Raw genomic sequence first — 10922 nt, 5'->3', positions numbered from 1 at the left:
ACGCAGTCGGGGGCCGGCCTGTGGCGCCCGGGCGTCAGCAAAGCAAACCCCCGCCCCCGGTTCAAGGCCGCCCCGGCGGTCGCCGGGCTGGCCGCGAGGCTAGCGCCGCGCGGCGTAGGCGGCGGCCTGGGCGGCGATGAGGTCGAGGAGGTTGCCCTGGACCAGGTTCAGGTCCAGCAGGTGCAGGCCCATGGTGGGGTCGCGCCGGCCGCCCGCCATCCAGTCGCCGGTAAAGCCCCCCGGCCCCCTCACCGCCAGCCAGACGCCGTGGGCGTCGTGGCGGCACTCGGCCCGCAGGCCCGTCAGGGCGACGAAGGGGGTGTCGGGCTGCGGGCCTTTCGTCCACGGGCCCTGGGGCGCGGTGAGCTGGGGGATGATGGTCTCGCCCTCGCTTGAGAAATAGGGCTTCAGGTCCCCGGCCCCGCCGGAGAGGGACGCAGGGTTGGTGCAGATGGGTTCCAGGCCGTCGCGGAAGGGGATGACCATCGCCTCCGGGATCGGCGCCTCGGCGCGATAGCTGTTCCAGGCGAGGACGCAGCCGGTCTGGCCCGCGCGGCGGCAGGCGGGAATGGCCTTGAAGGTCCCGCCCACATCCCGCCCGGCCGGGGCCAGGACGAAGAAGCCCGGCGTGATGGCGGAGACCAGGCGGCCCTGCAGGGGCGTTCCGTCGATCTGGCGCTTCATCAGCTCGATGATCATGGCCGCGCCCTGGCTGTGGCCGATCAGGACCACCCCGCGCCCGTGGTTGTCGCGGGCGAGATAGCTGTCCCAGGCGGCGAGGACATCGGCCTGGGCGCGGGGTCCGGCGTCCGGCTCCGGCGGCAGGGACCGGTCGAGCATCGAGGTCACGGTTATCTGACGATAGAGCGGGACATAGAGGCGGCAGACCGAGGCCAGGCGGGCCACCTGCTGGCGCACGGCGCGGCGCTCGTCCTCGGTGACCGCCGCCGGCGCGCTGATCCCCGGGCCGTTGGAGACGGTCGGATAGACGTAGAAGCAGTCCACCGGCGGATCGGCGGCGGGGGCGAAGGTCTCGATCCGCCGCCCGCCGTCGGCCTCCAGCACGGTGGCGGTGAGGTCGTCGCGGCAGGGGGCGTCGGGGCGGCAGACCCAGCTTCCCGGCTGGCCGTAGTCGAGGGGCGCCTGGGCCGCGGCGGGGGCGGCGAGCGCCAGGAGGCCCAGCAGGGCCGCGCACAGGATCGTCCGCATCGCCGTTCTCCTTCGCGACCACCGCGCGGAGTCGAGATTACATGTGTAATTTTTTCGAGCAAGCCGGCCTGTCCGGACAGGAATATGCTGTCGCCCGGGCGCGAAATGGGCTTGGCTGGGGTGGCGGCGACCGGCCGCGTCACGTCCGTCATGCCCATGTCCGAACGCCTGAAGAAGAGCGACTCCCTGGAGATCCGCCTGCCCCATCCCACCAAGCAGGCCTTCATGGCCCGCTGCCAGGCCCAGGGCCGCTCGGCCAGCGAGGCCCTGCGCGGCTTCATCGAGCAGGACCTGGCCGCCGCGGCGCCGGTCCGGGCGCGACGGATCCGGCGGCTGGCGGCCGGCGCCCTGGTGGCCGCCGCCGTGGGGGCCGCGGCCCTGCCCTCCCTGGCCAGGCCCAGCCTGGCCGCCGAGTTCGAACGCCTGGACGCCGACGGCGACCGGGCCGTCAGCCCCGCGGAGTTCCGGCGGCTGGACGCCAACGGCGACGGGGTGGTGAGCTTCGCCGAATACGGGGCCGGCGCGCGGCGCTGAGTTCGAGGCTCACCCCACCGCCTTGAAACTCCGCGACAGGTCGAGGTTCAGCCAGGTCCAGGGCTTGAGGATCGAGGCGCCGGGGCGCCAGGAGATCAGGATCGTGCGGGCGCGGCCCACCAGGTTGTCGGCCGGGACCAGGCCGACGCCGAGCTCGGCGGGCCAGCGGCTGTCGAGGGAGTTGTCGCGGTTGTCCCCCATCATGAAGTAGCGGCCCGGCGGCACCACATAGGTCTCGGTGTCGTCGCCCTGGTGGCCGGGTCCCTGGTCGTAGGTGACGTAGGTGCGGCCGGGGCCCTGGGTCTCGGCGAAGCGCCGGACCGGGACGCCGGCGGTGTCCTGCCCCGGCGCCAGGGGCTTGCGCGGCACGGCCACGCCGTTGACCAGCAGCGCGCCGCGCGAGACGCGGATGCGGTCGCCGGGCAGGCCGACCACCCGCTTGATGTAGTCGATGTGCGGGTCGCGGGGCAGCTTGAACACCACCACGTCGCCGCGGGCCGGTGGCTTGCCGAACAGCCGGCCGGCCGGCAGGGGCGGGCTGAAGGGGATGGAGTAGCGGCTCCAGCCGTAGTCGAACTTGGTGACGATGACGTAGTCCCCCTGGCGCAGAACCGGCTCCATGGAGGCCGAGGGGATGGTGAAGGGCTGGAACAGGCCGACCCGCAGCACCAGGGCGATGAGCAGGGCGTAGGCGACGGTGCGGGCGATCTCGATCCATTCGTCGCGAGGGGTGGGCTTGGCTGACATGGCGGTCCTGGCTGGGGGTCGGGTGAGCCTGCCTGGCCGGGCGGCGGGCGGGGCGCAACCGGAGTCCTGTCCGGACGCGGCGGATTTGTGTCCTGACACTCGACAAAAGCTCGCGCAGGTTGTCGGATCGGCGGTCTCCCCAGCGTCCTGGGGGCCTGGGAGACGGGAGGGGACGGGCATGACAGTCGAAACGACCAGGGGAACGACGAAGCTCCACGCCTGGCTGCAGAGCGTGGTGGCGCTGCTGGCGGGGTTCGCCGCGGTGGCGGTGCTGTCCATCGCGGCGGACACGGTGTTGCAGGCGCTGGGGGTCTACCCGCCGGGGCGCGAGCCGATGAACGAGACGGGGGACAACCTGCTGGCCCTGTCCTACCGCTGCGTGTTCGGCGCCCTGGGCAGCTATATCGCCGCCCGCCTGGCGCCCTCGCGGCCGATGGCCCACGCGATGATCCTGGGGGCGTTCGGAACGGCGGTCGCCACCCTGGGCGTCGCGGCCACCTGGAACCTGGACCTGGGGCCGCGCTGGTATCCCATCGCGCTCGCGGCCACCGCCCTGCCCTGCGCCTGGATCGGCGGGGTGGTGGGGACAAGGGCGCGGTAGCCTCCCCCGGCGCGCCGCGCACCCCGGGGAAGGCCTAAACCTCAGGCGTAGTTGGCGAGCGCGTTGCCGGAGGCGTCGCCGCAGCCGGAGCCGCCGTCGACGGGGACGATGGCGCCGTTGACGTACTTGGCCTGATCCGAGGACAGGAACAGGCACATGTCGGCGATCTCGTCCTTGGTGCCGTAGCGGCGCATCGGATTGCGGCTCTTCACCCGCTCCTCGGCCTCGGGGGTCGAGGCCAGGCGGGCCATGCCCTCGGTGTCGGCGATGGGGCCGGGCGAGACGGCGTTGACGCGGACGCCGGCGGGACCCCACTCCAGGGCCAGGCACTTGGTGAGCATGTTGATCCCGGCCTTGGCGGCGCAGACATGGGCCTGGAACATCGAGGCCCGCTCGCCCTGGCCGGCGGTGATGGAGATCAGGCTCGCGCCGGGCCGGCGCAGGAACTCGAAGGAGGCGCGCAGGACGTTGAAGGTGCCGATCAGGTCGATGTCGACGACGGTCTTGAAGCCGTTGGCGCTCATGCCGAGCGCCGGGGCCACGAAGTTGCCCGCCGCCCCGGAGAGCACGATGTCGATGTCGCCGAACTCGGTGTGGGTGCGCTTCAGCGCGGCCTCGACGGCGGCGTAGTCGCGGACGTCGGCGGCGATGCCGATGCAGGGCTTGCCGAAGGTGGAGACCTCCTTGGCGGCGGCCTGAATCTTCTCCTCGCTGCGGCTGATGATGACGACATTGCCGCCGGCCGCGGCGAAGCGCTTGGCGATGCCGAGATTGATGCCGCTGGAGGCGCCGGCGACGAAGCAGGTCTTGCCGACGAGTTGGGTGTCTTGGGCCATGGGGTTTCCTCTCATTTCGTTGCGCCGAGCTTAGGGCGCGGCGCGGAGGTGAGAAAGGGTGACCCGGCGTCGGGGGCGTCAGATGCTCCCCCGCTGGGGGAGCTGTCAGCGAAGCTGACTGAGGGGGATTTTGACTCTCGTTTGACGGCAGTCGACTACGTCGATCCCCCTCCGACGCGGACCTGCGGCCCGCGCCACCTCCCCCACATCGGCGCGACGCGCCTGGGGGAGGATCTGGGCCGTTGACGCCCCGGCGATCTCCGCTAGCCTTCCCCCATGGCCTGACCCCGGACATCGGCGCGACCGAGCGCCTCGCCGCCCGCGAGCTTTCGCGGGCTCCGACGTCCCATGTCCGAAGGCCTTCCCATGACCACCATCCGACGTATCCAGGCCAGCGATCTGCCGCAGATCGCCCGCTATCCCTTCACCCTCTCCATCACCGAACCGATGACCGACCCCGACCGTCTGGCGGAGACCTTCGCCGCCAACGGCTTCTGGACGCCGGAGTCCGGCGCCGTGGCCATCACCGTCGAGGAGCGGCTGGTAGGGACCTGCCAGTTCTACCGGTCCGCCCCCTGCATCCACGGCTTCGAGCTGGGCTATATCCTGCACGATCCCGCCGACCGGGGCCGGGGCCTGGCGGCGCCGGCGGTGCGGGAATTCTCCGACCTGCTGTTTGACCAGCGGCCGGGACTCTACCGCCAGCAGCTGATGATCGAGGCCTGGAACACCGCCTCCTGGAAGCTGGCCGAACGCTGCGGCTTCACCCGCGAGGGCCTGCTGCGCAGCTCCGGCTTCGGCGCGGGCGATCCGGCCGATTGCCTGATCTACAGCCGCACCCGCAAGGACTGGCATGAGGCGGCCACCACGACGATGGGGGTGGCGTTCGACTAGCCCGCCATCTGGGCGGGGTCGTAGAAGAAGGTCTCGCCGGCGATCTTGTCGCCGCGCCAGGTCTGCCAGGCGACCTCCTCAAGCGCGCGGTCGGGGCCCTCCATGGGCGTGAAGGTGAAGCGCCAGCGGATGGCCACGGTGTCGCCGTCGATGAGGGCGGGGCCGAGGATTTCGGTGCGCACCCCCTTCACGCGCGCCAGCGTCTTGCGTTCGCCCTCGGCCAGGGCGTCGCGGCCGCGGCGGGGCTCGCCCTGGTTCTCCTGCATCCAGGCGTCCTCCACGTAGTGGTCGAGGATGGCCTGGTCGTGGGCGCCGGAAAGCACCTGGGCCACGAAGGCCTCGACGGCGGCGCGGCTGGGCATGATCGCACTCCGGGGTTGCGGTGGCGGGGATGCGCCATAGGTTGAGCCCCGACGCGCCCGGCGCAAGAGCGGAGACTTCCCATGGCCCGATACCAGTCCATCCTCGAAACCATCGGCCGCACGCCGGTGGTGCGGATCAACAAGCTGGGCCCGCCCGGCGTGAACCTGTGGGTCAAGGTCGAGGCCTTCAATCCCCTGGGCTCGGTGAAGGACCGCCTGGCGCTCGGCGTCATCGAGGCCGCCGAGAAGTCCGGGGCGCTGAAGCCCGGCCAGACGGTGATCGAGGCCACCAGCGGCAATACCGGCATCGGCCTGGCCATGGTCTGCGCCCAGAAGGGCTACCCCCTCGTCGTCACCATGGCCGAGAGCTTCTCGGTGGAGCGGCGCAAGCTGATGCGGTTCCTGGGCGCCAAGGTGATCACCACCCCGGCCGCCCTGCGGGGCACCGGCATGGTGGCCAAGGCCGTGGAGCTGGCCGAGAAGCACGGCTGGTTCCTGACCCGTCAGTTCGAGAACGAAGCCAATCCGGACATGCACTCCAAGACCACGGCCCTGGAGATCCTGGAGGACTTCGAGGGCGAGACCCTGGACTACTGGGTCACCGGCTACGGCACCGGCGGCACCCTGAAGGGGGTGGCCCGGGTGCTGAAGGACAAGAGCCCCAAGACCAAGATCATCGTCTGCGAGCCGGAGGACGCCCAGCTGCTGGGGAGCGGGGCCGAGCAGGCGCGCAATCCCGACGGCTCGGCCGCGGCCGGCCACCCGGCCTGGAAGCCCCACCCCATGCAGGGCTGGACGCCGGACTTCATCCCCAAGCTCACCGGGGACGCCGTGGCCCTATCGCTGATCGACCAGATCCTGCCGATCGCCGGCCCCGAATCCATGGCCATGAGCCGCAAGCTGGCCGACCAGGAGGGCGTGTTCGTGGGCATCACCTCGGGCGCCACCTTCGCCGGGGCCCTGAAGATCGCGCAGTCGGCGCCCAAGGGGGCCAACATCCTCTGCATGCTGCCCGACACCGGGGAGCGCTATCTGTCGACCCCGCTGTTCGCCGACGTGCCGGTGGAGATGACCCCCGACGAGCAGGCGATCTTCGACTCCACGCCGTTCGGCAAGCCGGACTAACGGGGCGTTCAGGGTGGCGGGCCTAGCCTGCCGCCATGAGCTTTGGACGCAGACAGGTTCCGAGTTACGCCCCGCCGCCGGTGGCGCGGGCGGCTGCGGCTTCGCCTTCTCCGAAGGTGGAGCGGATCGCTGTGCCGGCGGGGGTGTTGACGGGGTCAGAGACCGAGGAGGACGCCGAGCATGCGGCGTGGCAAGCGGGGTATCGCGCGCGCCTGTGGCGTCGCTGGAGCCTGAAGCTGCTGCTGTTCGCCGGGCTGCCCGTCAGCCTGCTGGCCCCGGCGGGGACGAGCGATGGGCTGCTGTGGGGTCTGCGGGTGGCGATCATGGCGCTGCTGGGTTTCCGCTGGGCGAAGGACCGGAGCGAGGCGAAGGCTGCGGGGCTGCGGTAGGCGCGGAAAAGCCGCGCGAGTTTCCCCGCGCAGCCCTCCTAAAGGTTAGATCGGGTCCGGACGCCGGTAAGCGTGGCGGACCCGGAAGACGTGACGGACACGGCGCGGGCGCCGCAGTTTGACACGAGTGTTCACGGGCATTTTTCCTCTGAAAGAGGTTGGCACTTTGGGCCGCGCCGTGAGAGGGTTTGGGCATTGAGAGCCTTCCTCGCCGCGACGCGGCCCGGTTGGAACGGACGGGCGACCTGTTAGCGCAGGCCGTCCGTCTCCGTTTCTGGCTCTAGGATCATGGGCCTCTGGTGAAGCGCATCGGCGTCTCCCCTGGCGTTGGCTGGATTGCCGAAGCGCCATCGAGAGACAGGTTCCTTGATCGGAAAATTACCCGCCACTGGGACGTTGTAACTTCCCGATTATATTTCCCACTGGGGAAGTTATATTTCCCAGAAATAGGTGGGAAATTTAGCGTTTTCCGGACTTTAGCTTTCCGCCATGGACAACTCTCATGATGTCGTAGAGTTGGTTTTTCCCGACCTTGAACCGACCATGGAAGTGCTTTTCGGCGAGAGGCTTTACCACCCGATAGACGTCGCCAGGTCGCCTCGCATGATATTGCTCGTACCAAATGGTGAGCTTGTCATCCGGCGCGAATGGCAAGTCGCCGATGGCCTTCCGTTGCCCGTTGCGCCTCGCGATCCCCTTGGGGGCGGGTCCATCTTCATGAGGCGGTAGGGGGCTCGCAGAAACCTTGTCCATCTCAGGCTTCATCTTTGCGACCGCAGACTCTAGAGCCGGCATCACAGTCTCTGCCAGCTTCGCCCAGGAGGCTTGGTTATCGGCTCGTCGGGCCTCCTCGGTCGGCGGCGGTTCTCTGCCTAGGATGCCGAATATGCCCTTGGGCTGAAACTTCACTCCGAAGTAGTGGATGGGAACCGTGGGGTCTCTAATGCCGCGTGTCCGGACGTGGAAGGTGATCCCGCCGGTCTTCCAGAAGTGCTCGTGGGGGTGCAGCAGGCCTTCGCCCCGTTCCCACCATCCATTAGGTATGACGGCGCACTCTTCGCTGCGATCCTCGCCGTCGCTGCGCCAGTTTGCGCTGCCCGCCGCCCGCACGCGCCCAACCTTCGCACGCCGCAGAACCTCATCAACAGCGGCCTGCTGCCCCAGCTCCTTAAGCGACGCGAGCGTCTCTGCTGGGGTCAGCCAGCGGGCGAAATCCTCTGGGGAAGCGTCATCCGGATCGATATCTGAAGAAGGCGGCTTGGGTGCCGGGGCCGCTGGCAAGCTTGCAATCGAGCGAGTTGGGATGGGCGGCGGGCTCTGAGCGGCGCCGGCAGTCATGGGGTGGAGTTTCGCCTGAAGACCGGGCAGTGCGTCGTAAATCCCCGACCACTCGAAGCGCATGTTTTCCAGGTTGATGGTTGAAACGGCCCCCGTGTCGCGATCCGGCACGGAAATCACAATATCGCCGGCTTCAATCGCGTCGGTCAGCGCCGTCGCACTGATTGACGCCCACCACGACGGATCAACGCTTGTGCGACCCCGCGTCTTTCTCACGCCGTCAGACAGCCACGAAGCTATCTCGGCGCCAGCGAAGAGGGTGCCAGCCGTGAGGCGACGCAAGAGCTTCTCGACGACGGCATATGACGGGCCCGGGACGCCGAAGAACTCGTGGACACGGGGCCAGGAGACCCACTTACGGAACTCGTCCGCTGTTGGATCGCTCAGCCGCCCTACAGGATCATCCCACCCCATCGACCCGAAGGGTCAGGCGCCTACTGTGTCATGTCAATTGATGCGGTTGGGCGAAGCGCTGGGACACCATCCGCGCTTTCACCACGTGAGATGGTCCGCTGACGACAGGTCGCCGGGCTACGCCTCGCCGGTGGTGTTGGACGACGAGCCGGAGCGCTGACCCCTTTCCTCCCCCGTTCACGGGGGAGGGGGAACCGTCGATAGCGGTGGAGGGGGCGAGACCGAGCGCCGTGGGTGGGGCCGCCCCCCCCACCACGCCTGCGGCGCGGTCCCCCTCCCCCGCTACGTAGGGGAGGAACAGGTCCGCTACCTCCCCGTCAGTTCCTTCACCAGGGCCGTGCGGCCGTAGACCTTTTCCAGGGCTTCCGTCGCCGCTGAGGTGGCCACCACCACCGTGCGGTTGAGGGCGCCGTCGTAGCCGTAGTCGCCGCCGAGAGAGTGGATGTTGCCGTCGAAGGCGGCGCCGAGGATCTCGGCCTTGGCGTTGACCACCGGGGAGCCGGAGTTGCCGCCGATGATGTCGTTGGTGGTGACGAAGTCGAAGACGGTGTTCGGGTTCAGCCTGTCCTTGGCGGCGACCCAGCGGGGGGCGAGCTGGTAGGGCTCGGCGCCGGTGGCGCGGTCGTAGAGGCCGGCGAAGGTGGTGAAGGGGGCGACGGTCACACCCCGATGGGTCCAGCCGGCCACCTTTCCGTAGGACAGGCGCAGGGTGAAGGTGGCGTCGGGATAGACCGCGTCGCCATAGGCGGCGAAACGGGCGCGGGCGATGCGTTCGGCGGCGCGGTCGGTGGGGCCGGAGACCTCGGTCTCCCAGGCGGTGCGGACCTCGCGCGCGGCGGGATCGAGGCGCAGGGCCAGCTGGATCATCGGGTCGTCGGAGGCGGTGATGGCGGCCAGGCCGCCGTCCCAGAGGCGCTTGCGCTCGGCGGGGTCGGCCAGCTTGGTTCCGGCCACCAGGCGGGCGGCCAGGCCCTCGGGGCTCTCCTTGCCCAGCAGCAGCTTCACCGCGGCGTCGTCGGTGGTGAGGTATTCGCGGGTCTTGGAGAGCCAGAAGGCCAGGTAGAGCTGCTCCAGGGTGGGATCGACCGGCTGTTCGTCGAGGATCTCCTTGGCCATCAGGGCGAGCCCGGCGTCGCCGTATTCCGGCAGGCGCTCGGCCGCGGGCTTGGCGCGCTCCTGGGCGGCGCGGACCAGCTCGCGGGCATAGGTGAAGGTCTCGGAGAGCGAGCCGGCGGCCTGCTCGAGCTGGCGGTAGCGCAGGTAGCGGTCGCCGTAGGCGGTCTGGGCCTTGGCGATCTCGCCCCAGGGGTCGCCGATGTCGGCGGCCAGCTTCGGGTCGGCGGCGACCCTGGCCCGCAGGTCGGCCTCGGCGGCGCGCTTGGCGTCCATGAAGGCCCGGTCGTTGAGGGCGAACTGGCGACCGTAGAAGACCTTGAAGCTGTTCTCGACACCGAACAGGGGATCGGTGGCGATGCGCTTGGACTCCGCGTCGCGGCCGGAGAACTCGATCAGCCGGCCGCGCAGCTCCGAGCGCTGCAGCTGGCTGATGGGCAGGGTCAGGTCTCGCTGGGTCTCCAGCTGGGCGACCGTGAGCATGCGGTCGGTGCCGCCGGGATTGCCGGAGACGAAGGTGACCTCGCCGGCCTTGGGCGCGCGGCTCTGCCAGATCAGGTGCTGGGGCGAGGCGATCGGCTTGCCGTTCTCATAGAGCCGCACGAAGGCGGTATCGAGATTGAAGCGCGGGAAGTTGAAGTTGTCCGGGTCGCCGCCGAAGAAGGCGGTGGCGAATTCCGGGGCGAAGACCAGGCGGACGTCGGCGTACTTGCGGTACTTGTAGAGCTTGTACTGGCCGCCCCGGTAGAGGGTGACGAGCTGGCAGCGGAAGGCCGGGTCGGTCCCGCAGGCCACGGTCTCGGCCGCGCCCCGGGCGGCGTCGCGGGCCTTGACGAAGTCCAGGCCGGTCTTGCCGGCGGTGGCCCTGGCGATGTCGGCGGTCAGGTCGGTGACGCCCACCAGCACCTCGGCCTGCATGCCGGGGCACTTCTTCTCCTCGGCGCGGGCGGCGGTGAGGAAGCCGTCCTTCACATAGTCGGTCTTGCCGTCCGACAGGCTCTGGGCGCAGTCGACGACGCAGTGGTGGTTGGTGAAGACCAGGCCGTCCTTGGAGACGAGCGAGGCCGAGCAGCCGCTGGTGAGGCGCACGGAGGCCGCCTGCACGCGGTCGAGCCACTTCTGGTCGACCTTCACGCCATAGGCCGCCTGCACCTTGGCGGCGGGGAAGTTGTCGAAGGTCCACATGCCCTCGTCGGCGAGGGCCGGGGCGGCGGAGAAGGCGACGGCGGCGGCGAGCGCGAGGGCTCCGCCCAGGGTCTTTCGAAGCATGAATATCCCGATGAGGTTTCGCGGCGCCGGGGGAGGCCGCGAGGGGCGTTCCGTAACAACGTAACAGCCCCCTGGCTAGAGCCTTTTGCGA

Annotated in this window: 11 protein-coding genes; 5 read left to right on the top strand and 6 right to left on the bottom strand. The window is 69.7% G+C overall.

Annotation, left to right across the window (positions count from 1 at the left end):
* Positions 1-99: 99 nt before the first annotated feature.
* On the bottom strand, positions 100-1209 hold the full coding sequence (locus AC1RN5_RS03225) for a DUF3089 domain-containing protein (protein WP_493039821.1): 1110 nt from the start codon (positions 1207-1209) through the stop codon (positions 100-102).
* Positions 1210-1293: 84 nt separating this feature from the next.
* Here AC1RN5_RS03225 and AC1RN5_RS03220 point away from each other — a divergent pair, with 84 nt between their 5' ends.
* Positions 1294-1743 (top strand): hypothetical protein, encoded by a 450-nt coding sequence (locus AC1RN5_RS03220; RefSeq protein ID WP_493039820.1) that lies wholly within the window; start codon positions 1294-1296, stop codon positions 1741-1743.
* A 9-nt stretch (positions 1744-1752) separates the two neighbouring features.
* Here the strand turns inward: AC1RN5_RS03220 and lepB are convergent, their stop codons facing one another.
* Positions 1753-2490 (bottom strand): signal peptidase I, encoded by a 738-nt coding sequence (lepB, locus tag AC1RN5_RS03215; RefSeq protein ID WP_493039819.1) that lies wholly within the window; start codon positions 2488-2490, stop codon positions 1753-1755.
* Between the two features lie 178 nt (positions 2491-2668).
* Between lepB and AC1RN5_RS03210 the strand changes: the two genes are divergently transcribed.
* On the top strand, positions 2669-3091 hold the full coding sequence (locus tag AC1RN5_RS03210; protein ID WP_493039818.1) for a hypothetical protein: 423 nt from the start codon (positions 2669-2671) through the stop codon (positions 3089-3091).
* A 41-nt stretch (positions 3092-3132) separates the two neighbouring features.
* Here AC1RN5_RS03210 and AC1RN5_RS03205 read toward each other — a convergent pair whose 3' ends face one another.
* The gene (locus tag AC1RN5_RS03205; RefSeq protein ID WP_493039817.1) at positions 3133-3927 is read right to left on the bottom strand and encodes an SDR family oxidoreductase; all 795 of its coding nucleotides are present in this window, start codon (positions 3925-3927) and stop codon (positions 3133-3135) included.
* A 366-nt stretch (positions 3928-4293) separates the two neighbouring features.
* Here AC1RN5_RS03205 and AC1RN5_RS03200 point away from each other — a divergent pair, with 366 nt between their 5' ends.
* Positions 4294-4821: a GNAT family N-acetyltransferase gene (locus AC1RN5_RS03200; RefSeq protein ID WP_493039816.1), complete on the top strand. Its 528-nt coding sequence runs from the start codon at positions 4294-4296 to the stop codon at positions 4819-4821.
* Here the strand turns inward: AC1RN5_RS03200 and AC1RN5_RS03195 are convergent.
* Positions 4818-5183, bottom strand: coding sequence for a nuclear transport factor 2 family protein (locus AC1RN5_RS03195; RefSeq protein WP_493039815.1), 366 nt, complete (start codon positions 5181-5183; stop codon positions 4818-4820). The genes AC1RN5_RS03200 and AC1RN5_RS03195 overlap by 4 nt on opposite strands.
* A gap of 81 nt (positions 5184-5264) precedes the next feature.
* On the opposite strand from AC1RN5_RS03195, the gene cysK reads away from it, so the two are divergent.
* Both cysK and AC1RN5_RS03185 read left to right on the top strand, forming a co-directional pair.
* Positions 5265-6308 carry a cysteine synthase A gene (gene cysK / locus AC1RN5_RS03190; RefSeq protein WP_493039814.1) on the top strand — a complete coding sequence of 348 codons (1044 nt, stop codon included), beginning with the start codon at positions 5265-5267 and terminating at the stop codon, positions 6306-6308.
* A 35-nt stretch (positions 6309-6343) separates the two neighbouring features.
* Positions 6344-6697 carry a hypothetical protein gene (locus AC1RN5_RS03185; RefSeq protein ID WP_493039813.1) on the top strand — a complete coding sequence of 118 codons (354 nt, stop codon included), beginning with the start codon at positions 6344-6346 and terminating at the stop codon, positions 6695-6697.
* A gap of 459 nt (positions 6698-7156) precedes the next feature.
* On the opposite strand, the gene AC1RN5_RS03180 is transcribed toward AC1RN5_RS03185, so the two are convergent.
* Together AC1RN5_RS03180 and AC1RN5_RS03175 are read right to left on the bottom strand one after the other, a co-directional pair.
* Positions 7157-8449 carry a hypothetical protein gene (locus AC1RN5_RS03180; protein WP_493039812.1) on the bottom strand — a complete coding sequence of 431 codons (1293 nt, stop codon included), beginning with the start codon at positions 8447-8449 and terminating at the stop codon, positions 7157-7159.
* Positions 8450-8755: 306 nt separating this feature from the next.
* Positions 8756-10831: a S46 family peptidase gene (locus tag AC1RN5_RS03175; RefSeq protein ID WP_493039811.1), complete on the bottom strand. Its 2076-nt coding sequence runs from the start codon at positions 10829-10831 to the stop codon at positions 8756-8758.
* Positions 10832-10922: the final 91 nt, after the last annotated feature.

Source organism: Phenylobacterium sp. GW821-FHT12F10 (genome assembly GCF_058806695.1).
Note: the sequence above shows the minus strand (reverse complement) of the source record. Positions and strands in the feature narration are given on the sequence as shown.

Excerpts from the sequence above, each read along its gene's own strand:
- AC1RN5_RS03225 (WP_493039821.1), bottom strand. The coding sequence starts at position 1,209 with ATGCGGACGATCCTGTGCGCGGCCCTGCTGGGCCTCCTGGCGCTCGCC.
- AC1RN5_RS03220 (WP_493039820.1), top strand. The coding sequence starts at position 1,294 with ATGCTGTCGCCCGGGCGCGAAATGGGCTTGGCTGGGGTGGCGGCGACC.
- lepB (WP_493039819.1), bottom strand. The coding sequence starts at position 2,490 with ATGTCAGCCAAGCCCACCCCTCGCGACGAATGGATCGAGATCGCCCGC.
- AC1RN5_RS03210 (WP_493039818.1), top strand. The coding sequence starts at position 2,669 with ATGACAGTCGAAACGACCAGGGGAACGACGAAGCTCCACGCCTGGCTG.
- AC1RN5_RS03205 (WP_493039817.1), bottom strand. The coding sequence starts at position 3,927 with ATGGCCCAAGACACCCAACTCGTCGGCAAGACCTGCTTCGTCGCCGGC.
- AC1RN5_RS03200 (WP_493039816.1), top strand. The coding sequence starts at position 4,294 with ATGACCACCATCCGACGTATCCAGGCCAGCGATCTGCCGCAGATCGCC.
- AC1RN5_RS03195 (WP_493039815.1), bottom strand. The coding sequence starts at position 5,183 with ATGCCCAGCCGCGCCGCCGTCGAGGCCTTCGTGGCCCAGGTGCTTTCC.
- cysK (WP_493039814.1), top strand. The coding sequence starts at position 5,265 with ATGGCCCGATACCAGTCCATCCTCGAAACCATCGGCCGCACGCCGGTG.
- AC1RN5_RS03185 (WP_493039813.1), top strand. The coding sequence starts at position 6,344 with ATGAGCTTTGGACGCAGACAGGTTCCGAGTTACGCCCCGCCGCCGGTG.
- AC1RN5_RS03180 (WP_493039812.1), bottom strand. The coding sequence starts at position 8,449 with ATGGGGTGGGATGATCCTGTAGGGCGGCTGAGCGATCCAACAGCGGAC.
- AC1RN5_RS03175 (WP_493039811.1), bottom strand. The coding sequence starts at position 10,831 with ATGCTTCGAAAGACCCTGGGCGGAGCCCTCGCGCTCGCCGCCGCCGTC.